23 protein-coding genes are annotated in these 26750 nt (G+C 54.4%); 4 read left to right on the plus strand and 19 right to left on the minus strand.

All coding sequences use genetic code 11. From position 1 onward, the window contains the following. Positions 1 to 16: 16 nt before the first annotated feature. From ABEV74_RS05360 to ABEV74_RS05400, 9 genes are all read right to left on the minus strand, one after another. The gene (locus tag ABEV74_RS05360; protein WP_430144045.1) at positions 17 to 1231 is read right to left on the minus strand and encodes a CaiB/BaiF CoA transferase family protein; all 1215 of its coding nucleotides are present in this window, start codon (positions 1229 to 1231) and stop codon (positions 17 to 19) included. 7 nt (positions 1232 to 1238) lie between these two features. Next, positions 1239 to 1886: a cysteine dioxygenase family protein gene (locus ABEV74_RS05365; RefSeq protein WP_430144048.1), complete on the minus strand. Its 648-nt coding sequence runs from the start codon at positions 1884 to 1886 to the stop codon at positions 1239 to 1241. A 6-nt stretch (positions 1887 to 1892) separates the two neighbouring features. After that, positions 1893 to 3020 carry an LLM class flavin-dependent oxidoreductase gene (locus tag ABEV74_RS05370; RefSeq protein WP_430144051.1) on the minus strand — a complete coding sequence of 376 codons (1128 nt, stop codon included), beginning with the start codon at positions 3018 to 3020 and terminating at the stop codon, positions 1893 to 1895. After that, positions 3013 to 3738, minus strand: a complete 726-nt coding sequence (locus ABEV74_RS05375) for a CoA-transferase (protein WP_430144054.1) — start codon at positions 3736 to 3738, stop codon at positions 3013 to 3015. The genes ABEV74_RS05370 and ABEV74_RS05375 overlap by 8 nt, the downstream gene beginning before the upstream one ends. After that, positions 3735 to 4598, minus strand: coding sequence for a CoA transferase subunit A (locus tag ABEV74_RS05380; protein ID WP_430144057.1), 864 nt, complete (start codon positions 4596 to 4598; stop codon positions 3735 to 3737). Before ABEV74_RS05380 ends, ABEV74_RS05375 begins: the two co-directional genes overlap by 4 nt. A gap of 116 nt (positions 4599 to 4714) precedes the next feature. Beyond that, positions 4715 to 5629: a LysR family transcriptional regulator gene (locus tag ABEV74_RS05385; RefSeq protein ID WP_430144060.1), complete on the minus strand. Its 915-nt coding sequence runs from the start codon at positions 5627 to 5629 to the stop codon at positions 4715 to 4717. A 280-nt stretch (positions 5630 to 5909) separates the two neighbouring features. Further along, the gene (locus ABEV74_RS05390; protein WP_430144063.1) at positions 5910 to 6320 is read right to left on the minus strand and encodes a VOC family protein; all 411 of its coding nucleotides are present in this window, start codon (positions 6318 to 6320) and stop codon (positions 5910 to 5912) included. Between the two features lie 192 nt (positions 6321 to 6512). Further along, positions 6513 to 7310: a GNAT family N-acetyltransferase gene (locus ABEV74_RS05395; protein WP_430144065.1), complete on the minus strand. Its 798-nt coding sequence runs from the start codon at positions 7308 to 7310 to the stop codon at positions 6513 to 6515. 31 nt (positions 7311 to 7341) lie between these two features. Beyond that, positions 7342 to 7755 carry an NUDIX hydrolase gene (locus ABEV74_RS05400; RefSeq protein ID WP_062493723.1) on the minus strand — a complete coding sequence of 138 codons (414 nt, stop codon included), beginning with the start codon at positions 7753 to 7755 and terminating at the stop codon, positions 7342 to 7344. A gap of 237 nt (positions 7756 to 7992) precedes the next feature. Between ABEV74_RS05400 and ABEV74_RS05405 the strand changes: the two genes are divergently transcribed. Beyond that, a complete protein-coding gene (locus tag ABEV74_RS05405; protein ID WP_430144068.1) occupies positions 7993 to 8982 on the plus strand; it encodes an NADPH:quinone oxidoreductase family protein in 990 nt (329 codons plus the stop codon). A 42-nt stretch (positions 8983 to 9024) separates the two neighbouring features. Here ABEV74_RS05405 and bcbE read toward each other — a convergent pair whose 3' ends face one another. The 8 genes from bcbE to ABEV74_RS05445 form a co-directional block, all read right to left on the minus strand. Further along, positions 9025 to 10227, minus strand: a complete 1203-nt coding sequence (gene bcbE, locus ABEV74_RS05410) for a bacillibactin exporter BcbE (RefSeq protein ID WP_430144071.1) — start codon at positions 10225 to 10227, stop codon at positions 9025 to 9027. Between the two features lie 155 nt (positions 10228 to 10382). After that, a complete protein-coding gene (locus ABEV74_RS05415) occupies positions 10383 to 12059 on the minus strand; it encodes an ABC1 kinase family protein (RefSeq protein ID WP_430144073.1) in 1677 nt (558 codons plus the stop codon). A gap of 63 nt (positions 12060 to 12122) precedes the next feature. Next, positions 12123 to 12893 carry a patatin-like phospholipase family protein gene (locus ABEV74_RS05420; RefSeq protein ID WP_430144076.1) on the minus strand — a complete coding sequence of 257 codons (771 nt, stop codon included), beginning with the start codon at positions 12891 to 12893 and terminating at the stop codon, positions 12123 to 12125. 234 nt (positions 12894 to 13127) lie between these two features. Next, positions 13128 to 14234 (minus strand): GerAB/ArcD/ProY family transporter, encoded by a 1107-nt coding sequence (locus ABEV74_RS05425; protein ID WP_430144079.1) that lies wholly within the window; start codon positions 14232 to 14234, stop codon positions 13128 to 13130. A gap of 14 nt (positions 14235 to 14248) precedes the next feature. Further along, positions 14249 to 15430 carry a Ger(x)C family spore germination protein gene (locus tag ABEV74_RS05430; protein ID WP_430144081.1) on the minus strand — a complete coding sequence of 394 codons (1182 nt, stop codon included), beginning with the start codon at positions 15428 to 15430 and terminating at the stop codon, positions 14249 to 14251. 15 nt (positions 15431 to 15445) lie between these two features. Beyond that, positions 15446 to 16912: a spore germination protein gene (locus ABEV74_RS05435; RefSeq protein WP_430144083.1), complete on the minus strand. Its 1467-nt coding sequence runs from the start codon at positions 16910 to 16912 to the stop codon at positions 15446 to 15448. Between the two features lie 585 nt (positions 16913 to 17497). Beyond that, positions 17498 to 18349 carry a chemotaxis protein gene (locus ABEV74_RS05440; protein ID WP_430144086.1) on the minus strand — a complete coding sequence of 284 codons (852 nt, stop codon included), beginning with the start codon at positions 18347 to 18349 and terminating at the stop codon, positions 17498 to 17500. A gap of 125 nt (positions 18350 to 18474) precedes the next feature. Further along, on the minus strand, positions 18475 to 18897 hold the full coding sequence (locus tag ABEV74_RS05445; protein WP_430144089.1) for a DUF1801 domain-containing protein: 423 nt from the start codon (positions 18895 to 18897) through the stop codon (positions 18475 to 18477). A gap of 130 nt (positions 18898 to 19027) precedes the next feature. On the opposite strand from ABEV74_RS05445, the gene ABEV74_RS05450 reads away from it, so the two are divergent. Further along, positions 19028 to 20047 carry a DUF1835 domain-containing protein gene (locus ABEV74_RS05450; RefSeq protein WP_430144092.1) on the plus strand — a complete coding sequence of 340 codons (1020 nt, stop codon included), beginning with the start codon at positions 19028 to 19030 and terminating at the stop codon, positions 20045 to 20047. Positions 20048 to 20131: 84 nt separating this feature from the next. Here the strand turns inward: ABEV74_RS05450 and ABEV74_RS05455 are convergent, their stop codons facing one another. Next, entirely contained in the window at positions 20132 to 20779 is a 648-nt protein-coding gene (locus ABEV74_RS05455) for a helix-turn-helix transcriptional regulator (RefSeq protein ID WP_430144095.1), read from the minus strand. 57 nt (positions 20780 to 20836) lie between these two features. Beyond that, positions 20837 to 23506, minus strand: coding sequence for a pyruvate, phosphate dikinase (gene ppdK, locus ABEV74_RS05460; RefSeq protein WP_430144098.1), 2670 nt, complete (start codon positions 23504 to 23506; stop codon positions 20837 to 20839). A 459-nt stretch (positions 23507 to 23965) separates the two neighbouring features. On the opposite strand from ppdK, the gene ABEV74_RS05465 reads away from it, so the two are divergent. After that, positions 23966 to 25543: a spore germination protein gene (locus ABEV74_RS05465; RefSeq protein ID WP_430144101.1), complete on the plus strand. Its 1578-nt coding sequence runs from the start codon at positions 23966 to 23968 to the stop codon at positions 25541 to 25543. A 17-nt stretch (positions 25544 to 25560) separates the two neighbouring features. Then, positions 25561 to 26742, plus strand: a complete 1182-nt coding sequence (locus tag ABEV74_RS05470; RefSeq protein ID WP_430144104.1) for a Ger(x)C family spore germination protein — start codon at positions 25561 to 25563, stop codon at positions 26740 to 26742. Positions 26743 to 26750: the final 8 nt, after the last annotated feature.

The following is a 26750-nucleotide window of genomic DNA, read 5'->3' on the forward strand; positions in this document are numbered from 1 at the left end:
CTTGTCAAATGTCAAATTACCTGTTTATGGTTGAATGGACGGCGGGCGCCAGCCATTCCGCGAACACTTCGTCGTCATGCTCGCCATGCCGGGGCGGCTGACGGTATACGGCCGTCTCCGTCCCCGATATGTGGACCGGAAACTTGACGGTGCTGGTCGTCACCCCGTTGGGGAGAAGCAGCGGCTCGATCAGTCCCATCTCCCGGACCGCGGGATCGTGCAAAATGTCCTCATACGTATTGATGGGAGCGCACGGCACGCCGCGACGCTCGAATTCCGCCAGCCATTCCGCGGCCGGCTTGCGCGCAAACCGCTCCTGCAAGATGGCGGCAAGCTCCTTCTGCCGCTTCGCGCGGAGCGTCTGGCTCGCAAATCGCGGATCGTCCGCCAGCTCCGGCATGCCGACCGCCTCGCAGACGCTCCGCCACAGCTTGTCGTTGCCGGCGGCGATGACGAACGGCTTGTCGCTGCCGTTGAACCCCTGGTACGGCGCGTTGCGCGGGTGAGCGGTGCCGAGTTTCCTCGGCGGCGTCCCGTTGCCGTAATATTCGCTCGTCTGCAAGGCGGAAATGCCGAGAACGCTGCCGAGCATCGAACAATCGATATAGGCGCCTTTCCCGGTTTCCCTTGCCTGGAAGACGGCGGCGGCAATGCTGTAAGCCGCGTATAACCCGGCGGCGAAGTCCGCCACCGGAACGCCGCATTTGACGGGAATGCCGTCTTCCTCGCCCGTCACGCTCATAAGCCCGCTGATCGCCTGAATCGTCACGTCGAAAGCGCCCCGCTTCGCATACGGTCCCTGCTGTCCGTAGCCGGAAATGGAACAATAGACAAGCCGCGGGTTCGTCTCCGCCAGCGCTTCGTAACCGAAGCCGTACTTGCCCAGCACGCCGGGACGGAAATTTTCGATGACAATGTCCGCCCGATCGCACAGCTGACGCAGCCGCTGCCGCCCGGCCTCGGACTTGAAGTCGATCGTCACGCTTCTTTTGTTGCGGTTCAGCGACGCGAAGTTGGCGCTGTACGCATCGCCTTCGTTATTGGTGAAAAACGGAGGCCATTCCCGCATGCCGTCCCCGCCGTCCGGTTTCTCCACTTTGACGACATCCGCGCCCAGATCGGCCAGCAGCATGCCGGTGAACGGCCCCGCTGCGATCTGGCCGAACTCGATGACGCGCAGACCGGATAACGGACCGCCGCCGGGTCTTACGGGTTTGCCGAACTTGCTCACCTTGCTGTCACCCCTCCTTCCGCAGACCGGACCGGCCGGCCGGAACGTCCCTGTCCGGCAACGCCCCCGCCGCGTAAATCGGCTGCGCATTGGCATGCCGGGTAACAACCGGGCGCGCGTCCGCTGAATCGATGTCGTAGATAAACCGCTGCTGCTGTCCGATATCCGTTCCGTAAACATGAACGGTGATGGCCGTATCGTCAAACGGATTGGACACGCCGTGTATGTCACGATCGGGCGGGTAAACGTAGGAGATATCGCCTTGCGAAGCCCGCACTGTCTGGACTTCCTGCAGCTTATACGCCTCCTGCCGCCCGTCTTCGATCCAGGTCCGGCGGTATCGTTTCTCCTCGATCCCGCCCCGCCAGACGCCGACCAGCCCCCATGTCAAATGGTCGTGAACCGGCGCGGTCTGGCCTGGCCCCCACACGAAGGCGACAACCGAGAAAACGTTGTCCTCCGGCTTGTACAGCAAATATTGCGCATATTTATCCGGCAGCGGCTGCCGGTACGCTTCCGGAACGAGCTCGTCATCATCCAGCAGCTGCCGGAAAAGCGGGCGCGCTTCCTCGATAATTTGCCGGAAGTCGGACGCCCGGCCCAAAATGGCGCGAAGATCGTTCTCGAATGCGGCCAAGCCGTAACGAATCGTCATCGTTCCTCACTCCCCTACGGCGGTTTTCGACTGCTGCGCCAGCCGGGCGCGTACCCGCGGAATAATGTCGCGGCCGATCGCTTCGATCGTCTCCAGATGAGGGAAGCCGCGGAGAAGCACTTTGTCGAAGCCGAGGCGGATATATTCGATAAGCCGGTCCGCCAGCTGATCGGGAGTGCCGACAAGGGCGATGGAATTGCCGTTCAGCACCTGCGTCAGACCTGCCCACAGATTGGGGCCGACGCGGAAATCGCGGTCCTTCGATTCGAGCATCAATTGATGCAGCCGCTTCACGCCGACGGAGTCCCCTTTTGTAAACGACTGCCGCTTTTTCTCCAGGACGGCCGGATCGATCCGGCTGATCAGTTTCTTCGCATTGTTCCAGGCCTGCTCTTCCGTATCGCCGAGCACGACCTGGAAGGACAGGCTGTAGCTCAAAGTCCGGCCGCGCAACGCCGCTTCCCGCTTGACCTCCTCAAGCCGTTCCCGGGTGTTGTCGAGCGTTTCCCCCCACATCATGTAGACATCGGCGACCGACGCTGCGGTCACGACTCCTGCCCGCGAAGCGCCGCCGAAATAAATTTGCGGACTTTGCTGCACCAGTTTCGGGAAAAGGGTGGCATTTTCCAATTGATAAAATTCGCCTTTATGATTGACGTTCTGCTCCGTGAACAGCCGTTTCAGCAGCGTAATGAATTCCTCCGTCCGCCGATAGCGGGCGTCGTGCTCCAGGAAATCACCGTCTGCGGCCAATTCCGACGGGATGCCGCCGGTCACAATATTGACCCGCGCCCGTCCGCCGGACAAGTAATCGAAGGTGGCAAATTGCCGGGCGAACACGGCCGGCGCCGTAAACCCCGGTCTGACCGCAAACAGGAAATTCAACCGTTCCGTCTTCGGGATCAACGCCGACGCAATCGCCAGCGAGTCGAGGCAACTGCTCCCGGTCGGCAGCAGCAGCGTCCCGAAGCCTCCTTTCTCCGCCGCCTCGGCAATGCGGGAGATATACGCTAGCGACGGTTCGCGTTCCGTCGTCTCGCTCCAGCCCTGCAGCCGGGACACCGTCCCTCCTTGCGAATTGCCGACATATTGTCCGTCGCCCGACGTGGGCGCCATCGTAATAAACTCAACCATTACCCAGCTCCTCCTTTGCAAATCTCGGGTAAATCCCCGTCATCTTGTCTTTCACCAAGCCCCGGAGCAACTGCAGTTCTTCGCGGGAAGGCGGCTCGATCCGTTCCGGTTCCGGTTCCGACTCCAGCTCGAATCCGGTTCTTTGCCAAATGTCCTGCACGGTCGTATCCGGTGCCGCGGCGGCAAGCCGCAGCCGGCCCGTATGCGGCGAACGTCTCATGACCGCAAGCGGCGTATATACGCCGTCCAACTGCCCCAGTCCGTCCTGCCGGTATTCCGGACCGGCATGGGCGCTAATAAAGTCGACCCGTTCCGGAAACCCCCTCGGCCGATGATCGGTTTTGAACAGGAGTATCCGTTTGCACCGGTAATAAAACAATGCGGCGCCGGCGCCGCCGGGAAGCCGGACCTCCGGCGATTCGTAGCGGCCGATCGCATGCAAATTGACATTGCCGTACGCATCGATCTGGGCACCGCTCAGGAAGAAGACGTCCGCCTCCCCGCGCTGCACCGCATCGTACAATTGCTGGGCCTCTTCGTACGGCCAGTTCCGCTCGTCGCCCAGGATGCAGATTTTGGCCCGCGGCGCATGACTTGCTTGCGCCAGAAGAGCCGCGGCCGCAGGGACCGGCGAAAAGTTGCCGACGACGACCGTCTCCCTGTCGCGCAACCGGCGGGACAACGTGCAAATCAATAGCTCGGCGGGCGTCCAATTCATACGGCATACCCCCCGTCTTTCTTCGCATGAACCGCCGCATATTCGGCATGCCCGGCACAGGCGAAAATATAATTGTCCAAATATTCTGTGAAATCTTTCGGTTGAACGGCCGATTTCACATACCGGCCGATATGCTCGCGATCCTCTTCGTAATACCCGGGACAGCCCGTCGGATGAGCGCCGTACGGCACTTCAGCGATGGCGGAGATATATCGGGCGGAAAGCCATGTTCCCCTCCGGAGATCGAGTTGTCCGGATTCGACAATTTCCTCCACCGTCACGACACATCTTCGGGAAGCCTGGGCGAGTACCCGCGCATTCTGCAGCCGGCTGACGACGACGTTGCCGTCCCGGTCCGCCTGATAGCCGTGCAGCAGACAGACGTCGGGCCGAATCGCCGGCACAACCGCGATCCGGTCGTTCGGCCGGTACGGATGATCGATGAGACGGAAGTCTTCCCTGACCGTCAACAGATCCGTTCCGAGCAGCCCGTGCACGGGAATGAACGGGATGCCCATCGCGCCCGCCTGAAGCGCGGATGCCATGGCCGGACAGGTATGCTCCAGAACCCGAACCTCTCCCTTCTCCGCCGAGCGTCTGAAATGGGGGGCGAATCCGAACTCGCCGAGCATCATATGGGACAATTCGATCGAACGGACGCATCCGGCACCGATCAGCAGATCGGCGCCTATCGCCGCCGACCCGCTGCATACGAGATGCAAATCCCTGACGCCGCTGCGAATCAGTTCCCGGATCGACGCCATCGGCGACATCTCCAGACTTTCGCCAATGGCGACGGTATCCCCGCTGCGCACCAAAGACACCGCTTCGGGCAGAGCAAGGAATTCAGCAGTGCACATGATGTTGAACGTTCACCGCCTCTCTTCTGTCAATCCCCATGTTGTCACATCGGATTTATTAACATTATAGGGGCCAATAGCCCGGGGTGTAAAATGGAAATAAATCATGAAAATGTTCAATTTTTTTGAATCGACGCGCTGCCGAGAGCCGAATTCGTCAACGATTCCCGCAACGCGGCAAGGAGCCGGTCGCCAGCCAATCCAAGCGTCGTATTGCCCGACTTGCGCAGCAGTCCGGTGACGAGTCCGACATTCCAGTCCGCAATCGGCTTGAGCACGGTTCCTTCCGGCGGAGGGGCAACGGTAATGCAAGGGACGAACGCGCCGCCGAAGCCTTGCTTCACATAGAACGGAAGGGCGGACAAGGTGCCGACCTCCGGCCCCCATTTGGGCGTCACCCCTTTCTCTGCGAGCAATCGCTCCAATTCGCGGCGAAAAGGACATGCGGTCGTCGTCAGCAGCAAAGGCTGGTTCTCCAAATCTTGCAGCACGATCTCGGGCTTGGCCGACAATTCGCTTCCGGCAGGAACAAGCAGCCCCAGCTTCTCCGTAAACAGCGGCTCAAACAGCATGCCTTCGCCGGAATCGGGCGTCGTGCAAATGGCCAAATCGATGATGTCATCCTCCAGCATCCGGTGCAGCACATAAGTATTGGCGATTTGCATCCGGAGCTGCACGTTCGGGTGCCGTTCCCGGAAGGAGGCCAATAGGGCGGGAAGCCGCCAACTGGCGGCCGGTTCCATCGCGCCAAGCCGGATCATGCCCGCTTCTCCCTGCTCCCATTCCTTCATCAGATTTTGAAGATATTCATAGTTTTTCAACAGCAGCTCCGCCTGCTCGTAGAACAGCCGGCCCGCTTCCGTCAAACGGACCTTTTTGCTCCGTTCGAGCAGTTGGACGCCCAGATCGGATTCCAGCTTTTTGATCTGCATCGTCACGGTCGATTGCACATATTGAAGCTCTTCCGCCGCCTTTTGGAAGCTCCGCCGCCTGACGATCGTTTGGAACGTTTTTAATAATCGCAAATCCATAGAGATACCTCCAGCTCGTAAAATCAAAAAAGGCACGGGGTGAAATCACTGAATCACCTCCGTGCCTCCGGTTGACCGGTAGACTCGCTTATCGGTATATATCATATAATTCTTATCGTTTTAGTGTGTTTTTTGATTGCAATCATACCATTGCACCGTTGGTCTGTCAATGGCCGGACTTCAACTTCACCATCATATATACGCCACCAAGCCGCACACAAGAACGCCAGGTCTCCCCTCATCCGACAGGACAATGTACCGGCCGGGCGTTTCGCTCGATTCAGTCCCGGGCGAGACTCAATTGCCAGGATACGCCGTATCTGTCGTTCACCCAACCGAATTTGGCGCTGAACGGATACGAATCGAGCGGCATCAGGACTTGGCCTCCTTGCGACAGCCGGTCGAACAGCCGGTCGATCTCTTCTTCGGATTGACACGAAACGTACAAGGAAACCGCGGGCGTAAACGTCCATTCATGCTTAACGCTGCTGTCGATGCACATGAAAACCTGGCCGTTCAGCGTAAACGTCGCGTGCATCACGCTGCCTTCCTTCCCGAATCCCTCCGGACCGTAACGGGTTATGCTGACAATCTCGGATTGCTCGAACAACGAAACATAGAAATTCATCGCTTCTTCGGCCTGACCGTCGAACGTCAGGAACGGGGTTATTTTCTGTCCGGCGTTTAACATTGGCATTCATCTCCTTTATGATATCGGCTTTCCATTTCGGTCCTTTCTGTCCAATTATCCCGCTGTCTCCGGCGGCATATTTCCGGATCGGCCTTTCGGGTCGTGTCATAGCCGGCTCCGATACGATCGTATAGCGGATAGTTCATCGTCCCCTCCTTATTCAAGTTTATCGCCTTGGTACCCGTTCCGCCGCTATCGGGAGAACTCTTTTGTAAAATACAATACCAAATCATCGTCGACACGGATAGTCGAACCCGGTTCTACCGCCTGGCCGTGATAGGCCGCCCCGTTTCCGTCCGGTATGTACCCCCTGCGGCAGTAAATCCGTTGGGCCTGACCGTAATCCCGGTACAGTCCTACACCGATTCCGATTCGCTTGTGGGTGGCGGAAACTCGGCTTTCGAACTGATCGAGCAGCTGATTCGCGATTCCTTTCCTCCGATATTCGGGGAACACATTCAAATCGTTAATTTCCGGAATGCCATGGTCGCGAAAATAAGGATAGCCCGATATGTACTTGACATGCGCGCAACCCGCCAGTTCCCCATCGACCATAGCCAATAGGGTCATCCGCGTACCGTTCCGATTTTCCCGCAAGCAATCGTCATAGTAATCGTCGCTTCTGACCAAACCGTGCTTGGCGAATGCCGCTCTCCAGCCCTCCGCCTGATCCGGCGTTTCCAGCCGCTGAATTCGCACTTCCCGATTCCGCGCTCCTGCATGATCGCCCGCTGTTAGCGCTTTCGGATAGTCGCCCCACAGCTCGATCCTGTTCCCGTCGGGATCATGAAAACCGAAGGACAGGCCTTGATAGCGGGACATGCTTCCGACTTGAATTCCCCGTTCCTCCAATTGCCGGTATGCCGCTTCCGGATCCGGAACGATAAATCCGTGAACGGCCTGCGGCCCGTTCGCATAGGACATATGGCAATGAATGCCGTCTTCGTTCGGAATGAGCATCATTCTGATCCCCGATTCATAGGTAGTCATCGTTCTCCCGAATCGGGCATCGTCCCTCCCATCATGCATTGAATTCCACCAGAAACGGTTCCTGCCGGGTGATGCAGTATTCGATCCGTTCGCGAAAGTTCTTCCATGTGACCATATTCAGCGCCTCTTCGATAGTAAAATAGCCGATCTCCAAACTTTCGTCCGACGTCCGGAACTGTCCGCCGACCGGTCTCCCCAAAAATAACGTGTTGCATATCGAGTCTCGAACGTTTTGAAAAATGCCGCAAAATCTTATAATTTCGATGTCGATGCCGGTCTCTTCTTTCGTTTCCCTGATGACGGCGGAGCATAACGATTCGCCTTCTTCGACCTGCCCTCCGGGCATCTCCCAGCCTCTCCTCGGTCCCCGAAGCAGCAAAATTTTGTTCTCTTCATTCAATACAATGGCGGCAGCCGATACAATATGTTTCGGGGGGTGTGCCATCCGATCCGTCTCCTTTCTTCACCCGTTCAAAAAAAGAAAAGAGAGACAAGCCAGGCAGCCTCGTCTCCCTGTTCACTCGTTATGTCATGGCGCTAGCCACTTTTATCGTATGGCATAGGGAAAATAATGTAAAGACAATTTTTGTTGTTCATGTTATCCTTATATTTTAAAATGATATCCGAAGAATACGTCCATTCCTTACCGGCGGATGGATGAACGATCTGGAGGGATCATCGCATGCCAACCTTTCAAGCGCTTGTAGTGAGCCGTGAGAACGGCCGGTTTGGCCTGGACGTGCAGGACCTGACGATCGAAGACTTGCCCGAAGGAGAAGTGACGATTCGCGTAGCTTATTCAAGCGTGAATTACAAGGACGGGCTTGCATCGATCCCGGACGGACAAGTCGTGAAGACATATCCGATCGTGCCGGGCATCGATCTGGCGGGTACGGTTGCGTCATCGCGGGACCCGCGGTTCAAGGAAGGCGATGAGGTGCTGGTGACCGGCTACGGGCTCGGCGTTTCGCATCATGGAGGATTCAGCCAATACGCGCGCGTTCCCGCTGAGTGGGTCGTTCCCCTCCCCGAAGGCCTCACCTTGAAAGAGGCGATGGCTTACGGTACGGCCGGGTTCACGGCGGCGCTGTCCGTTCATCGGCTGGAGGAGCACGGCGTTGCGCCGGACAAAGGACCGGTGCTGGTGACCGGGGCGACGGGCGGGGTCGGAAGTATGGCGGTCGCCATGCTGGCCCGCAAAGGATACGAGATCGCGGCCAGTACGGGAAAGGATGCCGAGCATGACTTTTTGCGAAGACTCGGAGCCGGAACCGTCATCCATCGCTCGGAGCTGCTGCCGGAGAATATTCGCCCGTTGGGCAAGCAGCTGTGGGCGGGTGCTGTCGATCCGGTCGGCGGCCGATCGCTCGCTTATATTTTGAGCGCGATCCGATACGGCGGTTCCGTAGCGGTCAGCGGATTGACAGGCGGCAGCGAGCTGCCGACGACCGTGCTTCCCTTTATTCTCCGGGGCGTCAACTTGCTGGGCATCGATTCGGTCTACTGCCCGATGGATTTGCGGCTGCGGTTGTGGCAGCGAATGGCGACCGATTTAAAACCGAATTTCAAGCTGGACGACATATGCAGCGAAATTTCGTTGGCCGAGCTGCCGGGCGCCTTGTCGGACATATTGAAAGGCCGGCAACGCGGCAGGACCATTGTGAAACTATGACCGATGGAAGATTTCAATGCGTGCAACAAGCAGGGAACCCCGCTAGCTGACGCTGCCTTGCGGGCTTCCGCTTTCTCGCGGCCGGATGAAAAACAACGACAGCAAGCTCGTCACGGCGCAAATGCCGCCGACGGTCGCGAACAAGACCGAATGGCCGGATTGCGCGAGCAGCGACACGGCCGGCGGGCCCAGGGACACGCCAATGAATCGCATGCTGCTGTAAAACGAAGTAATCGTCCCGCGCTTCTCCTTCTCGATGCCTTCCGTAATCATGGCATCCAGACAGGGCAGCAGCAGCCCGATCCCAATCCCGCTGAACACCATGGCGGCGATCATATAGACGATATTCTCCCACCAGCCGATGACGAGCACCGATGCTGTCAACAAGACCGATCCCGCAAAGCTTACCCATTTCATTCGTATTTTGTCTTTGCCGATTTTTTTGCCTGTCACATACGAGGCCATACATAATGTGGCGAGCGGAATCGCCAGCACCGCGCCTTTCCATACCCCGTCCAGTCTGTACTTGTCTTCCAGCGTCGACGACAGATAGAACAGCAGGGCGAACACGACAAACATGCAAATTCCCCCGATCAGGAAAGCCGCATACAGCCATCTCCCCTTCTCGCGGAAAACGGTACGGATCGATTGAACAAATGCTTTCAAGTTCACTTGCGGTTTCGGTTCCTTCGGCGCTTCCACCAGGAAGGCGACCAATACGATTGAAATGGCACAAAACAAAGGAATGGCGAGAAACGGAGCATACCATGCCAGCATCCCGAGCGCCGCTCCGACGATGGGACTCAACACTTTCCCGAACGTATTCGACGTTTCGATTATACCGAGCCCTTCGCTCACTTCCTGCTCCCGTTCGAACAGATCCCCGACAAGCGGAAGGACCATCGGCGCCGCGCCGGCCGCGCCGATCCCTTGCAGCAGACGGCCCAGAAGAATGAGCCAATAGGCCGACTGTTCCAGGAAGATCGCCGACAATCCCGAGATGGCGCCGCCTATTGCCGTTATGATCAAGCTGGGAATAATGATCGTTTTGCGTCCGTAACGGTCCGATAAATAGCCTGCGACGGGAATCAGCAAAATCGCCGCGACCGCGTATACCGTAATGAGCATGCTGACCTGCAGCGAACTGATCTTTAATTCTCTGGAGATGCTCGGAAGTACAGGAATCAGCATGGAATTGGCTAGCGTCGAGATAAGGGGGATGGAGGCAAGAGAGCGCAAGGCCAATTTTTTATTTTTTTAACCGTCCTTTGACCGGATTTCCCGCAAAAATGTACGTCTCCGGTCGTCCGGTCAACGTATAGCATTTATTATTTCCTGTTCATGGAAAACAATACCTTTGAGCAATATGGCGGTCGCAGTATCGTTTCGGCGAACAAGCCTTAAAATCTGCCCGATCGGATGATCGAAAAGAGCAGCCACAAGAACATCAGCGTCGCCATGCCGAAACCGATCTCAATCACCGGAATCCTCCACAGCAGGGTGGATTGCCGCCCCAGAGAAGAAGCGATTACGACGCCCGCCATAATGATGCTGAAAGCGAGCAACACGATGCTGAATGACAGCCGATTGCCGACTCGGTCCAATTTCCTCAATATGAGATCCAGTTCGGGTACGGCCATCTCGATCCGCCATTTCCCGCGTTTGATCCATATGGCTGCCTCTTTCATCTGTTTGGGCAGATCGATCAAGATTTCCCCGAAATTGTTAACGCGTTTCCATAACGATTCCGCCACATGTTTCGGATGCAGCCGTTCCTTCAGCAACTGACGCCCGAAGGGCTCCGCGATATCGAAAATGCTGAAATCGGGGTCCAGCTTTTCCACCACGCCTTCCACGGTCAGCAACGTCTTCCCCAGTACCGTCAAGTCCGCCGGAATGCGGATGGAATGCCGAAACGCGGTGCGAAACAAGTCATTGACGGCCTCACCGAGACTGATGCGGCTTAACGGAACGCCGTAATATTTCTCTCTCAGCTGTTCCACATCATCGCGCAACGCCGCCATATTCACATCATCGGGCACGATTCCCATGCGGAGGATCGATTTGATGACGCCGTCCGAACTTTTGCGCATCAGGGCGATCACGAGTGACGAAAAATGATATTTCATCTCCGGATTCAGCCGGCCGACCATGCCAAAATCGATAAAGGCAATCACGTCGCCCGGCAGCGCGAACACATTTCCCGGATGAGGGTCTCCGTGGAAAAATCCGTTGTGGAAAATTTGCTGAAAAATCGCTCTTGCCAGTCGTTCCGCTATCCGTTTGGTGTTATATCCATCCTGCCTGAGCTTGACCGGATCGTTCAGCTTTACCCCTTCGATATATTCCATGGTGAGCACTTTTTTGGTCGAATACTCGAAAAACACTTTCGGCACGTAAACGGCAGGATCGCTTCCGAACTGGTTCGCCATTTTCTCCGCATTGCGGTATTCGATCGTATAATCGAGTTCCGCGCGCAGCGCCTTGGAAAATTCGTCCACCATATCGCGAATTTTGTACGCTTTCGCCCATTCCAGACGATGTTCGGCAAGGGCGGCCAAATCCTGGAGTATTTCCAGATCCGTTTCGATTACGCCGGCGATATTCGGCCGCTGAACTTTGACCGCTACATTCTCGCCCGACCGCAGCACCGCACGATGAACCTGCCCGATCGACGCCGCGGCCAGCGGCAGCTCTTCCAAACGCTGAAACAGGTTATGCCATTCATCCCCCAGTTCATCCCGCACGATGCCGCATACTTCTTGAAATGAAAAAGGCGGGACCCGATCCTGCAATTTTTCCAGTTCGACGATGATCTCCTCGGGAAGCAAGTCGGGACGCGTGCTCGCGATTTGCCCCAATTTCACAAAAGTGGGGCCCAGTTCCTGCAAAACGAGCCGGATCCGTTCGCCAACCGTTTTGGGGGCCTTTTGCTCGGGCTCCGGGAACCGTCTGCGGGGAAGGGAGAGAAACGGGGCAAAACCGATTTCCTCCACTACAAATCCGAATCCATGACGAATTAAAGCGAGGGCGATCGCCCGATACCGACTGATATGGCGCATTCTTTTTCCCATCATCTGAGACCGAACGCCAATCCTTTCTTGACAGCATCCATCGTCACCGCAGCCTCCGTTTCGGGTTCAATTCAGCAATGTCAGCACTTCATGAATTTTGTTTTGGGCTTCCCGTTCCCCCGCTTCGATGCACTCGCGGATTCTGCCGATGTCGAAGGCGAAGAAATGCCCGACTTCCGGCCGAAACACGACATCCGCGTACTTGAGATTGGCCCGGCGCTGCACCGTCGTCATAATCGTAAAAGAACGGTAGACCACTTCGAAAAGATTGCGCGGCTCCTGCTCTTCATGCTCTCTTTCGACATCGACCGCGATGACGACATCCATTTCCGGACGCAGCAGATCAGCCGGGAGATTGTTGAGCACGCCCCCGTCCACCAACACTTTGCCCCGATGGCGAACGGGGGAGAAAATACCGGGAACCGATGTGGTGGCCCGAATGGCCAGGACGAGACTGCCCTCGTCAAAAACAAAAACGTCCCCTTTCATCAGATCGACCGACACGGCACGGAACGGAATCGCCAGATTCTCGATCACAATATCGCCAAGCCCTTTATTTCCGAGAAATCGAATCAGCATGGCGTAAATTTTGTTTCCGGCAAAAATCCCGCGCTTGCGGATTCCGATATCCACAAGCCGATAGGAAGGGGTGCGCAGCACGAACTCTTCGATTTCCTCGATGTCGATTCCGGCCGCGACCAGCCCGCCTATGGCGCCGCCCATGCTGGTACCCGCAATAAAATCGATCGGGATTCGATGTTTCTTCAAAACTTTCAACACGCCGATATGAGCGAGCCCGCGTATCGCTCCGCCCCCCAAAGCCAGTCCCACTTTCATCCTCATTCTGCCCTTCTGTTACGGATTTAAAAACTTTTCTTGATCGCTTCGATGATGCTGGCAAGAAAGATCGTAATAATAAAGGGACGCTGATTGACAATGCATAGCCATAACCCGTATCCCACAAAAGACACGGCAGAAAGACAACCGCATCCCGAATATGTTTCTTTTGCAGCAGCCGAAACAAAACGACGCCGATTAAAGGTACGAACCAGATGTGAAACGTCAGCATATTCAACCGGTTGACCTCCTGTATGTTTTCCGAACGATGTTCTTCACCCAAGTTATGACAAGAAGCAAACAGGGAATAAAAAGGGCGAAGAAAGAGCCGTACACAAACGTATACTTTTCGTTCCATTCCCTGTTCTGAATCGGGTTCTCATAAATCGATCCGGCCATGGCCGTCATGATAATGGTTATAGCAATCAGAAAAGGCCATTTGGTTGCCGGAAGGAACATCTGATTCAAGCTTGCATAAGCGGCGTATACGAGCACCAACAATTTGATGAAAATCAGAATGAGCAGAATAACCGAAATAACCGAATGAATATTCATCATCACTTCGCCGATGGAAATCTCCTGCACGACCGAATAGATCGGAAAGGTAAGCCTGGATGCCCGTTCGATCCCCAATAAACCGATGATCATAAACAGGATCAAACTTAGCGATAGGGTTGCTGTCACGATCCCCATAACAAATGAACGGCCGGCGCTCTTGTTTACCAACGGAAACAACATCATCAGCACGATCGTTTCCATGTAAGGAAAGCCCAAAAAAGAGTAAAATCCAATAATATTTTTCCAATTTTCGATAAGGAAAGCAGGCTGAAATCGGCTCCAGTCCCAATTGACGGATGCCAGCAACATGACAAACCAAAAAGGAAAAAACAAAAAAGGAGTGAGCACCTGATTGAGCCGTGCAATCGTTTCGACGCCATTGGCCACCGTGTAGCAAGCGACAAGCAAAAACATGAAATGGAATACGCTCTTCGGTGTCTCAGGCATAATGGTGCCGTTCATGAAATCGCTCAAATTCCGCAGCACCCATCCGGCCAAGATGCAAAAGTACAGAAAATATAAAGTGGCGATAACCGTCCCGAAGACGCGGCCCAACGTCGCCCGCGAGATTTGAACCAGACTTTTTCCTGGATGGCAGCGATAAAGGATAATCCAGATCAAGGCAAAGAGGATGCCGGCCGTGCCTGCCCACCAAGGCATTAGCCAGGCATCCTGTCCGCCTTGACGGATCAGCGCCTGGATCAGTACAAAGAACAAAGTTCCCAAAATATAATTAATGGTTAGAAGGAAAAACTGCCAGCGCGAAATCATCCTCGAATTCATTTTGGATTTTCCTCCTAGTACGTTTTTCTAATGCTTCCGATCTGCAATAGTCTGGCTTTCACATTGATCATGACCTCCACGTCTTTCATCGCGATGACCTTTTCGGCTTGGTTCTTCTTCGTCAAGTACCGATCCACGGTCTCCTTGGTCTTCAGCAATTCCCACCCATTGGCTTTGGTTTTTTGATAAAAAGCGTACAAATCATCTTGAATGATTTGCGCCACTTCGTTCTCGAGTTGTTTCACTTCATTCCGGGACTGCGGAACATATTCAATGGCATAAACGGTGGACAGTTCAAGATCGATATGGATCGTGACAACCGGTTTATGATTGCGCCAATGGGCCGACCAGTCCATGTTTGCCAACTGCATTTGCATCGTTATCCGCTTTCCGTCCACCTCGAACAGTTTGGTGTGCCGCCCCTTATCGCCGCTTAACAAGTGATACCATATCAATTCCGTATCATTGAGCTTGCCCACCATCCGGTAATCCCGAAACACCGCTCCCCCTTCAATAATCAGATTGTTTTGATTGGCGTCGATTTGCGTTGACGCCTGGTTGCTGTTCGAATTCGTTTTTTTCTCGGTCTCCTTGATCATCGGCAGCACAATGGCTTCCGATTTTTGCATCCGTTCAATAAAATCCCTCACCTTCACATGTTCTCCCCCTAATAACGAATCGCTGGTCAAATGCTTCAGCTTCGAATCAATGGCTTCCGAGGGTACCCTTTCCAACGGAGTGAAGGTTTTCATGATACGAGATATCGGGCCGTCCGCTACCAGCAACGGGATCGAGGAACGGCCATTGGGCTGCATTTCGATATAGTTGACGAAGTCGCGTATTCCTTGCCTGGCCGCCCTTTCCGAAACAATCAGCGCTCGATAATGGGCCACAAAAAGCTTGCGCGATAATAATTTATGAATGGTCGATTTCATTTCCCCGTAAGAGCGCCCGGCAATTTTGTACGTGTATATAGGAGCTTCATTGTCTCCGGGCGCTCCTTTGGAAAATACGCTGCTTAACGGGTTAATGATCTGGTAATAAATCGTTTTCAAGCCGCTTTCCCGATCGCTGTCCACGCCGACCATACTGACAAGCGCCAGTTCGTTCAATTCTGTCTTGTCCCAGCAGGCGGTCAGCAGAATGGACATCAGAACAATCGGGATGAACGCTTTGACTGCCGATATACGCGCCATTATCGTTCCTCCAGGTCATTTTTTTCGTTTCAAAAGGTTTATAAATCCAGGTAACCGGTTGGCATGCATCCACGGTCTGGGCATTCTGACCAGTTCATCCTGCCAGTCAGATTTATGGGCCGGCGCCACGGAAGTCAAGTAAGGGACACTGAACGATTTGAGCGACACGAGGTGAGCGACCAGAAACAACACGCCGCACAAGATGCCGAATAGCCCCATCGTACCGGCCAACAATATGAACGAAAAGCGGACGAGGCGCTGGGACACGCCGAAGCTGTAGACAGGGACGACAAAATTGGTGATGCCGGTGATGGCCACCACAATGACAACGGCGGCAGAGATGAGACCGGCATCCACTGCCGCTTGTCCAAACACGATAGCTCCTACGATCGACAGCGCCTGCCCAACCGCTCTGGGCATGCGGAGACCCGCTTCCCGGATAATTTCGAACACCACTTCCATCAGCATTACTTCGACGAACGCCTGAAACGGAACCCCTTCTCTCTGCGCCGACAAGCTGATTAACAATTGGGTAGGGATCAGCTCCTGGTGGAAAGTCGTTGCGGCAACAAACATCGAAGGCACGAAGACGGCCGTAAAAAAAGAAATCAGGCGAATCCAGCGAAGAAACGTGGCGATATCCGCCCGCTGATAATAATCTTCCGGCGAACTGAAAAATTCCAAAAACGTTATCGGGGCCAGAAGAACATTCGGCGTCCCGTCGACCATAACAGCTACTTTCCCGTCCAATAAGTGGGCCGATACCACATCAGGACGTTCCGTATTAGTGAGGGTGGGAAAGGGAGTCCATATTCGATCCTGAATATACTCCTCGATGTAGGCGCTCTCCAGCACGCTATCGGTTTCGATGGCCGACAGCCGCCGCCTCGCCTCCTCCACCAATGACTTCGGAGCGAGATTGTCCAAATAGATCAACATCACGGTCGTCCGGGTTTGATTGCCGATATTCAGTTTCTCCATTCGCAGATGCGGATTTCGGATTCTTTTGCGAATCAGTCCGATATTGGTATCGATGCTTTCCGTGAAGCCTTCGTGCGGCCCGCGGATGATCGATTCCGATTTCGGTTCGTCAATCGGGCGCTGTTTGGGAGCGGCCGCATCGATCATATAAATGCGCTCCCTTGCGGGGTCGACAAACAGACATTGACCCGCCAACAGAGCATCGACCGTTTGCTTCAGCAAATCTTCAGGCTTTAACGACAAGGGAAGTTCGCGGAAAAACCCGTCTGCTGCGGCATCGGGATGCTTCGCTTCCGGGAAGGTGCCCGCCATTAGCGATTTCAAGACATAATCGTCCAATATCTTTGTATCCACCATCGTTTCCAGATACATGCATTGTACCGATTGCTCTTCCTTCACCAACACCGATCGGCAGATCAGATCCGGGGGGGACCCTAGAGCTTTCTGAACATTCCCGAATAAAACGCTCCACATTCGCTGTTTGTCCTTGCTTCCTGGCATCGTCCGAACCTCCGGTTTTTTCCATCGACAGTATTAATTTCCCCCCATAATGCTTTTCTTTATACCGAATGGACGGGGCGGACCGAACGCCGGCTGTCCGGATCGCGAATTGTGTAAAATGCTGCTATATAAGACGAATTGCGAAGCTCCAGGGTCTTATTCGCTCGCTCCAACCCCGCTGCGAACTGCCATCAGTCCCGAAATGGCTTGCTTTACTCCGGCTCCGCGGCGGCTGGTATCCGGAAGATGAAACCCAATAACGAACAAAGCTGTAAAAGTGCAATTTTTCCGGGGGTAAAATAACCAAAATGTGAAAATTCCTGCGATTATACAGTTTTTTGAACCCGTTCAAGCCAGACAAGCGAAAATCACAAAAAATTACTGCATTTTCGCAGAATTTCGTTCCATTATTACCTTTTCAATCCAAAATTCCTGTATTTTTGCATCATTTTTTCGCTAAAGCAATCTGCTAAAGCAATCTGCCGCGAGAAGGGGGCGTTGAAGGCGGGGCGCGCAACGGACCGGAGGCGATTAGACAGATGACGGTGCGGGCCAACGGACGGGCGACGATTTGACGGAAGGCCCTCAGGCCAGCCGATTCGTTTGCCGCCAAGCTTTGGCCAATCCTTCGGCCATGCGCCCGACGACCCGGTCGCTGGCGAAATACCCGCTGTGGCTAAACGGATTCCAACCGGTTATCCAGTTTCCCACATGAACTTCGATATCCTCCCGAACCGCATCCGCATAGGCCGGATGTACGCCGCGGAGAGGATAAGCGAGAATATCGTCCTTGTCATAGAAATTAATCCATTCTCCTTCGATATCCGGGGACAGCTCGCGCATGGGGCGGCTTGGTACGCGGATCGGCTTGTCGAAATCAAGATAGCGCAAGCTCCATAACGGCAGCGTCGTGCCGCAGGAGTAAAACAGCAACAGCGTGTCTCCCCGTTCCAATGCCGAGTCCGGATTGAAGATAACGGGCTTCCAGCCGTTCGCGTTTTGCAAATCGTAAAAATAGTTGCTCGCAATGACGGCGCCCAGACTGTACGACACGACACAAAGCGGCGCATTCGCTCCCGCCACCTCCGACAATCGATGCAAGGCGGCGCTGATCGTTTCATGAATGGCCTGATAGGTTTGATCGTTCGTCCCAAGCGGTTGGTAAGCAACCGCATCGGCCAGATAATGAATGACGAAATGTCTCAGCCATTGATAACGCAATTGATAGGGACGAACGATATTTCGTTTCAAAGCTTCTTCCCTTTCTTCCAGCACCTTCGCCCAGTAGACCGGTTCGATGGCCAAATGCTGTTCCGGATGCTTCTCGCCCGTCTCTTTTGCGTATTGCTCCAGCAGCAACCGGGTGAACGGATCGGCGAAGTTTTCCTTCTGCCGGCCTATTCCGTGGATCACGATGACTGCTATCTTTTGATCCAAACTCATCCCTCCCTTGCGCGCAATTAGTTCTGCTTGTGTACTAGGAGTATATGTTTCCGGTTTAAAAGAAAAAACCGCAATATTGCGGTTTCCGGCTTTGCATGGCATATGAGGGCGGGACAGATTCAGTCGGGATACGTTTCTTTCAAAAATTTGATCGATTGGTTGATTAACACTTTCAAAACCTCGATATCGATATCTTCTAATTTATTGATGTATACGCAAGCTTTGCCGGACGTATGTTTTCCGAGTTTGGGCAACAATTCTTCTCTTACCGATTCATCCAGCATCAAATACAAACTTATTTTTGCTTTTCGAGGTGAAAAGCCGACGAGAGGCGCATCGCCTTCGTGACCGGTTTTGTATTTATAATGGTAGGAACCGAATCCGATAATACTCGGTCCCCACATCTTCGCCTCATAGCCGGTCGTTTCCGTAAAAATATCCAGCAACCGGTATGCGTCCTCGCGTTTTTTCGGGTTCTCGACATTTTCGATAAACTCGACGACCGAATGATCCGTTTCTTTCGTTTTGAGTTCGTACGCCATAAAAATCCCCATTTTCGAGTCGGTGAGATACGACCAGTATACATCAAAAGTCTCCATTGCATCTATGGAAATCTATCCGCGCCAAACACCTCCGATTGTTATAAAATAGGAAAGAAAGGAGGCGGAACGGATGCTGCATATTGTCAACGGCGATACGGTGGCGGCCAAGCTGAAGCAAGGCGACGTTCGCGGCGACATACTCGTCTGGCGGGAAATTTATTCGGAAGGTCCGGTCTTTCCCGATCCGTCCGAGCCGGCTGGCCGGGCGCTCCGCGCCGATTACCTGGAGAACGCGCTGCGGATTCCGCGCCAGGAGTATATCGAGGGCTGCCGATCGCAGGAACAGCGGCTCAGCCATTTCCGAGACTACGACGAAATCGTGCTTTGGTTCGAACACGACCTGTTTGACCAGACGATGTTATGCTATTTGCTGCACTGGTTTTCAAGGCAATCGCCGGGCCGGACAACACTGAATTTGCTATGCATCGGTTCTTTTCCCGGGGTCGAATCTTTCCGGGGGCTCGGCCAATTGACTGTCGAACAGCTGAAAACGCTGTCCGGTACGTGGCATCCGGTCGGGCGGCGGGAGCTGGAGCTTGGCCGGGCATGCTGGGAAGCCTACGCCTCGCCCGATCCGCGCCATCTCGTTCGATTGCTTCAGGGGGACGTGGCCGCGCTGCCCTTCGTTCGCGAGGCGTTTCGCTTCCATTTGTCCCGCTTTCCTTCCCTCCGCAACGGACTCGGCATCGTGGAAACAACGACGCTGGAAGAGGTGCGCCGCGGCCTGCAACAGCCTTTGGCGTTGTTCCGGCAAACGGGAGAGCGGCTTCATTGGTTCGGCATGGGGGATATTCAATATTGGCATATTCTGGAGCAGATGGCGTCCGGTCCGCATCCCTTGATTCGCATCGAAGACGCCGGCGACGCCATGCCCGGTTGCGCCGACTCCGCCCCCTCGCCCGAATTCCGCAACGCCCGCGTCGTGCTGACGAAGGCCGGACGCCGCGTCCTGGACGGCGAAGAAGACCGGGTGGCTCTAAACGGCATCGATTGCTGGCTGGGCGGCGTTCGTCTTCAAGGCAAGGAACGGATATGGCGCTGGGACGACGCGGGAGAGACGATCGTGATGCCGGGGGCGGACGAGGTCTAGCCCGAAATTCACCAAAAAAGGCAATAGCGAAAGCGCAACGAACAAGGCGCTTTCGCTATTGCATCTTTTTCAGCAATCTGATTTTTACTGCAGATGCGCGGTCATGTCGAACAGAAGCCTGGCAATGGTCGTTTTCGTAATTCGGCCCACCGCCTCCACGCCGCTCCCCCCATCTGCCCGGTCGAGCGGCTGTACGACCGGCAAACCGTCAACTTCGTGCTCGATCATTTTCCGCAGCGCTTCATGGACGGTGTCTTCAGGCGTGACCGTTATAATATTGGGGTAACGGGTCATGACCATGCCCAGCAAAACGGAAGGAGCCTGCGCGTTGCCAAGCGTCAATTTGAGCAGATCTTTCCTCGATATGACGCCTGCCAGCGCGCCTGACGCATCCGCTACGATCAGGCTCCCTACATTATGAAGAAACAGGGTGGCGACAGCATCGTTCACGGTAGCCGTTTCCCGAAGCACGACCGGGATGCTCATCACTTCCTTTACGAGCCGCTGCGTGATCTGCGCCACGTCCGAAGTTTCTTTCGCCGTACGGTTGCCGACAAAGTAACCGACTTTCGGTTTCGCGTCAATATAGCCGAGCATGGTAAGGAGCGACAGATCGGAACGGATAGAAGGCCGGGTTACGCCAAGAAGCTCGGCTATTTGTTCCCCTGTAATCGGAGCATGCTTCTGTACCAGTTCCAAAATTTCCAATTGGCGGGATGATAGTTCGATCATGGTTCCCCCCTGCAAAATCGTATATCTCCCACCATTGTAACCGATCTGACAGAAGGATCAAACCGCTGCCGCTTCTTCCGGCTTCCCGGCCTGACGCTGCTGCATGATGGCCGCCTGGGCGGCAGCGATTCTCGCCGTCGGAATCCGGAACGGCGAACAGCTGACATAGTCCAGCCCGGTCTGGTGGCAAAAAGCGATGGAGTCCTTGTCTCCCCCATGCTCCCCGCATATGCCCGTTTTCAGCGCCGGCTTGAGCGACCGCCCTTTCTGGACGGCCAGTTCGATCAGTTGGCCGACGCCTTCGGCATCGAGCACCTGGAACGGATTATGGGGCAGAAGCTTTTTGTCCAAATAATGGGACAGAAACTTCCCTTCCGCATCGTCCCGGCTGTATCCGAACGTCATTTGCGTCAGATCGTTGGTGCCGAACGAGAAGAAGTCCGCATGGGCCGCAATGCGGTCGGCGGTCAACGCGGCGCGCGGCACCTCGATCATCGTGCCGACATTATACTTGCAATCGCGCCTGTGGTCCGCTCCCAGCACCTGATCCGCCACTTGATCGACCAGCTCCCGCAACATTTTCAATTCGCTCGCATCGCCGACCAGCGGAATCATAATTTCCGGCAGCACGGCGATTCCTCTGTCCATGCAGGCGACCGCAGCTTTGAATATGGCCTCGATCTGCATGTCGTAAATTTCCGGATAAACAATTCCCAATCGGCATCCCCGGTGTCCGAGCATCGGGTTGAATTCGTGCAGCGATTGAACCTTGCGGATCATGTGCTTCCATTGCTGTCTTTCCGCGTCCGAATCCGCCTGCTGAAGCTTGTGCTGCAGTTCGTCCAATTGAGGCAAAAATTCATGCAAAGGCGGGTCCAGCAGCCGGATCGTAACCGGCAAGCCGTCCATCGCTTCGAAGATCCCTTCGAAATCGGCCTGCTGCATAGGCAGCAATTGATCCAATGCCTTCTTGCGTTCTTCCGGCGAATCCGCCATAATCATCTTCTGCATGACGGCGAGACGGGACGGTGCGAAGAACATATGCTCCGTCCGGCAAAGTCCGATTCCTTCCGCTCCGAATGCGCGCGCCGTTCTGGCATCTTCGGGGTTGTCGGCATTCGCGTAGACGCGCAACGTTCGCACTTCATCGGCCCACTGCAGCATCCGGACAAGCTCATCCGTCACCTTGGCTTCCTGAAGCGGAATGGCCCCCCGTATAACCCTTCCGGTGACCCCGTCCAACGTAATCCAGTCTCCTTCTGCGATGGTGATGCCATCCGCCAGCATATGCTTGTTCTGCGGATCGATACGGATGCTCTCGCAGCCGCAAACGCAAGGTTTACCCATACCGCGCGCCACCACGGCCGCATGGCTGGTCATCCCTCCGCGGCTTGTCAGCACGCCTTCCGCAGCGAGCACGCCATGAATGTCTTCGGGCGTCGTTTCCGGACGCACCAGAATGACCCGCTTCCCTGCTTTCTTCCACTCCGCCGCGGTATCCGCATCAAATACCGCGACACCGATCGCAGCGCCAGGAGAGGCGGGCAGCCCGACGGCCAATACTTCCGTCACTTTCGATTCGTCCAAGCCCCGGTGAAGCAGCTGGTCGAGATGGGAAACCTCGATTTTTTGCAAAGCTTCATATTTGTCCGTTACGCCTTCGGCCACCAGGTCGACCGCAATTTTCAATGCCGCCTGGGCGGTACGTTTGCCGTTTCGCGTTTGAAGTACATAGAGCTTTCCTCTTTCCACGGTAAACTCGATATCCTGCATATCTTTGTAATGATGCTCCAATTGCTTGCAGACACGCGCCAGCTGGTCATAGATGTCCGGCATGTCGGATTTCAATCTGTCGATCGGTTGCGGCGTTCTCACCCCTGCCACGACATCTTCGCCCTGCGCATTGACGAGATATTCGCCGAACAAAGCATTTTCGCCCGTGGAAGGGTTGCGCGTAAATACGACGCCCGTTCCGCAATCGTCCCCCATATTGCCGAATACCATGCTCTGCACATTGACGGCTGTGCCTTGCGAATCGGGAATCCGGTTGATTTTGCGGTAAATTTGCGCCCGCTGATTGTTCCACGACTTAAAGACTGCCTCCACGGCCAGCTCAAGCTGCTCGTGCGCATCCTGCGGAAAATCTCTTCCCGCGTGGCGCTTGACGCACAATTTGTAATCGTCGATCAATTGCCGCCAGCCCTCGGCCGCCACTTCCTGATCTTGCTTGACGCCAAGCGAATGTTTCAAGCGCAGCAGCAGTTGTTCGAAATGAATCGCCTCAATTCCGAATACCACATTGCCGAACATCTGGATCAACCGGCGATAGCAATCGTAAGCGAATCGTTCGTTCCGGGTTAGCTTCGCCAATCCGGCCACCGTATTGTCGTTTAACCCGAGATTCAGGATCGTGTCCATCATCCCCGGCATCGAAGTGACGGAGCCCGACCGGACGGATACGAGAAGCGGATTGGACCCGTCGCCGAATTTTTGTCCTTTCGCGGCTTCAAGCCGCTCAAGGGCGTGCAGCAGTTGCGGTTTCAGCTCTTGCATCATGCGCTTGCCGGACTTGAAGAAAGCGCGGCACGCTTCGGTCGTAATGGTGAATCCTTGCGGCACAGGGAGCCCGACCCGCGTCATTTCCGCCAAATTCGCGCCTTTCCCCCCCAATAGCGGTTTCATATTCGCATTTCCTTCGGCAAAGGAATAAACCCATTTTTCCGTCATGTTGAAGTGACCTCTCCTTTTTTGAATTGTCCGGAACATTCCGGTTTGGTGCAAACGCTGTAAAATTTTTTATAGCCATTCGTAGGCAAGGTATAAAGGACATCATTGCATACCCGGCAAATGACGACTCCCAGTTCGTTGTTTGAACCGACGCGGTCAGACATGGTAACCCCCCTCTCGAATCGCTTCGAATTAGTATGTCATAATTATAAAATATGAGTTATATTAAACGCAATAAGGTAACTTAAATTTGTGTATATTACTCATATTAAATTTTTCTTATGATTTATAAGTCAAAAACCTTCCTCTTTCCTGGAAACAGGCTTTCGCCACAAGTCTCCCAGCCGCCCCGCCCGCCAACGCCAAAATTTTGCATATTGGGTGCATTTATAACCCATAATAGGAAACGGATGAAAACGGGGTTTTTCGGTCTTGTTATTTTTTGACAGGGGGATCGCGATGGGCAACATGAAGAAACGATTGAACCGGCTGCTGCATTCCGATCGGCAAAAACCGTCAATTGCCGCCCCGGGCAAAGATCCGCAAACTGAGATCCATCTTTCTGAAGCTCTGAACGAAAATCTGAAACTCCTGCAGACCGTCTATGCGGATTGCTCCGACGTCATTCTCCATCAGTTTTTGATCGGCGAACAGACAAAAGCCTTACTTGCATACATCGATGGTCTTGTCAATCTCGAGGAGGCCGACCAGCATGTGCTGGCACCGCTTCAGCAGAATATCGATGCGGAGCACACACTGCCGAATATTCGCAAAAAGGTTGCCGTCTCTTCCATAAAAGACGTCCGAACCGTAGCGGACATTATCGCGGAAGTATCTGGCGGAAATCCTGTCCTGCTTATGGACGGACAAAATCAGGGATTGGCGTTCGCTTTATCGAAGTTTGAAAAACGCGGAATTGAAGAACCGATATCCGAATCGGTATTAAGGGGCCCAAGGGAAGGGTTCGTCGAGACGCTGCGGACCAACACTTCTATGCTGCGGCGGAAATTTAGAAGTCCGAACCTGAAAATCAAGTCGATGAATATCGGGATCTATTCCAGAACCCCAATCGCAATTGTCTATATCGAGGGAGTTGCGGACCCTGGTTTAATTCAGGAAATGACGAGCCGATTACAGCGGATTGAGGTCGACGGTATATTAGGAAGCGCAGCTGTCGAGGAATTGATTGAAGACAACCCTTATTCCCCTTTCCCTCAACTTCTGTCGACGGAACGTCCGGATGTGGCAAGCTCGTATTTGCTGGAAGGGCATGTCGTCGTGTTAGTTGACGGAACCCCCAGTGCACTGATCGCTCCGGTGACCATCGTTTCCCTGCTGCAATCGCCGGATGATTATTCCGAGCGATACTTTGTAGGTTCTGCCATTCGCTGGCTTCGCTACCTGTTTCTGTTCGTCTCGTTATTGGGCCCTTCGTTCTATGTCGCCGCTATTACGTTCCATCAGGAAATGCTACCGACCGCCCTGTTATTAACGATGGCGAAGTCACGGGAACAGGTGCCGTTTCCTGCGCTTATAGAGGCCTTGATCATGGAAACCGTATTTGAAGCGCTGCGCGAAGCCGGAGCCAGACTTCCGAAGCAAATCGGGCAGGCCGTCAGTATTGTCGGGGCGCTCGTGATCGGTCAAGCGGCGATTGCGGCCGGTATCGCTTCCGCTCCAATGGTATTGGCCGTGGCGGTGACGGGGGTTGCTTCGTTTATGGCTCCCCGCTTCACCGTCGGCATTGCCATGAGACTTCTTCGCTACCCGATGATGTTCCTTGCGGGCTTCCTGGGATTGCTCGGCTTGATCCTCGGGGTGATTGTCATTTTGTATCATCTTCTCACGCTTCGTTCGTTTGGAGTTCCCTACATGTCGCCATTGGCTCCTCTGAAACGCAACGATCTGAAAGACGTGCTCTGGCGCGCTCCGCGTTGGAAGATGAATACCCGTCCTCACTTAACCGGGGAATGGAACCAATACCGGCAGGCCCCCGGACAGCAGCCTCATCCGCCCAAAGGCAATGGAGAAGGGTAACCGAAAGGAGGATTTGCATGGATACGACGAAACGAAAAACCGTTCTTCTCCTGCTCTTCTTTTCCATCCACTCTCTGTTGCTGGCCGGCTGCTGGGACCGAACGGAAGTGAACGATCTGGCGATCATTACAGCGGCTGGTATCGATCTGACGGAAGATCGTTACCCTGAGCTGTCCGTAAATATATATGTTACATCTCAATCAGGCACAGGCGGTCAACAGATAGGAGGGATGTCCGACTCCAGCGGCGGGGGGGCCAATGTATCCGTCGTTCGATCCGCGCCAGGGCTCACCCTGGCGGATGCGACATCCAAGCTGCAGCGAATGCTGCCGCGCAAAGTGTTTTGGGGACATGACGAGGTGTTTATTTTCGGGGAAAGATTAGCAAAGCAAGGCATTGGCGAACCGATCGAATTTTTGACCCGGCACCCCGCTCCGCGAGAACGCGGCAACGTATTCGTCAGCAAAGGGCTGGCGAAAGATGTGCTGATGCTTCCGCCTTCGATTGAACGAACGATCGCAGATAAGCTGCGGGAAGTGGCCAAGTCCCAAACCGGGTTGAATATTACGTTGAAAGAATTGGCGCAAATGATGGCGGGCAAATCCAAGGCTGCAATCATCCCCTGGTTGGAAATCAAACCGGGCTTCAAAAAGCAAACGCCGTTTCCGTTTATTATGGGCTCCGCCGTTTTGAAAAACGGGAAAATGGTCGGCCGCATAAACGAATACGCCACCAGGGGGGTTATGTGGCTGAGAAACGAAATCAATTTGGCCACCATCACCTTCTCCCCGAAAAATACGCAAGGATATGTATCCTTCGAACTGAAAAAAAGCAGTACGGCATTGGTCCCGCACATTGACGGCGATAACTGGAGCATCACGGCCCGGATTGAGACGCTGAACGATATCGTTGAAAATACGACAGACCTGAATCTGATGGAACCGAATAATGTTAAAGAGCTGGAGACGGAACTTGGAAACGATATTGAGCATCGGGTGAAGCTGGCCCTGACGAAAGCACAAAACATGAACGCCGACATTTTCGGTTTTGCCGACGCTTTTTACCGAAAGTATCCGAAAACGTGGAAGCGGGCTGAGGATCGCTGGGATGAGATCTTTCCGCAAGTGAAAGTGAAACTGGAGACAAGGACTGTCATTTCAATACCGGGAATGACCGGTAAAAGCCTTATTAAGCCGTAATAGAGGTG

It is taken from the genome of Paenibacillus cisolokensis (genome assembly GCF_050481165.1).
Lineage (GTDB): Bacteria > Bacillota > Bacilli > Paenibacillales > Paenibacillaceae > Paenibacillus_AH > Paenibacillus_AH cisolokensis.

Coding starts and splice junctions, on each gene's coding strand:
- ABEV74_RS05400 (WP_062493723.1), bottom strand. CDS start 7,755: ATGGCACACCCCCCGAAACATATTGTATCGGCTGCCGCCATTGTATTG.
- ABEV74_RS05425 (WP_430144079.1), bottom strand. CDS start 14,234: ATGAATTCGAGGATGATTTCGCGCTGGCAGTTTTTCCTTCTAACCATT.
- ABEV74_RS05405 (WP_430144068.1), top strand. CDS start 7,993: ATGCCAACCTTTCAAGCGCTTGTAGTGAGCCGTGAGAACGGCCGGTTT.
- ABEV74_RS05430 (WP_430144081.1), bottom strand. CDS start 15,430: ATGGCGCGTATATCGGCAGTCAAAGCGTTCATCCCGATTGTTCTGATG.
- ABEV74_RS05415 (WP_430144073.1), bottom strand. CDS start 12,059: ATGATGGGAAAAAGAATGCGCCATATCAGTCGGTATCGGGCGATCGCC.
- ABEV74_RS05395 (WP_430144065.1), bottom strand. CDS start 7,310: ATGACTACCTATGAATCGGGGATCAGAATGATGCTCATTCCGAACGAA.
- ABEV74_RS05420 (WP_430144076.1), bottom strand. CDS start 12,893: ATGAAAGTGGGACTGGCTTTGGGGGGCGGAGCGATACGCGGGCTCGCT.
- ABEV74_RS05390 (WP_430144063.1), bottom strand. CDS start 6,320: ATGTTAAACGCCGGACAGAAAATAACCCCGTTCCTGACGTTCGACGGT.
- ABEV74_RS05380 (WP_430144057.1), bottom strand. CDS start 4,598: ATGTGCACTGCTGAATTCCTTGCTCTGCCCGAAGCGGTGTCTTTGGTG.
- ABEV74_RS05445 (WP_430144089.1), bottom strand. CDS start 18,897: ATGGCGTACGAACTCAAAACGAAAGAAACGGATCATTCGGTCGTCGAG.
- ppdK (WP_430144098.1), bottom strand. CDS start 23,506: ATGACGGAAAAATGGGTTTATTCCTTTGCCGAAGGAAATGCGAATATG.
- ABEV74_RS05450 (WP_430144092.1), top strand. CDS start 19,028: ATGCTGCATATTGTCAACGGCGATACGGTGGCGGCCAAGCTGAAGCAA.
- ABEV74_RS05455 (WP_430144095.1), bottom strand. CDS start 20,779: ATGATCGAACTATCATCCCGCCAATTGGAAATTTTGGAACTGGTACAG.
- ABEV74_RS05375 (WP_430144054.1), bottom strand. CDS start 3,738: ATGAATTGGACGCCCGCCGAGCTATTGATTTGCACGTTGTCCCGCCGG.
- ABEV74_RS05435 (WP_430144083.1), bottom strand. CDS start 16,912: ATGCCAGGAAGCAAGGACAAACAGCGAATGTGGAGCGTTTTATTCGGG.
- ABEV74_RS05385 (WP_430144060.1), bottom strand. CDS start 5,629: ATGGATTTGCGATTATTAAAAACGTTCCAAACGATCGTCAGGCGGCGG.
- ABEV74_RS05370 (WP_430144051.1), bottom strand. CDS start 3,020: ATGGTTGAGTTTATTACGATGGCGCCCACGTCGGGCGACGGACAATAT.
- ABEV74_RS05365 (WP_430144048.1), bottom strand. CDS start 1,886: ATGACGATTCGTTACGGCTTGGCCGCATTCGAGAACGATCTTCGCGCC.
- ABEV74_RS05470 (WP_430144104.1), top strand. CDS start 25,561: ATGGATACGACGAAACGAAAAACCGTTCTTCTCCTGCTCTTCTTTTCC.
- ABEV74_RS05465 (WP_430144101.1), top strand. CDS start 23,966: ATGGGCAACATGAAGAAACGATTGAACCGGCTGCTGCATTCCGATCGG.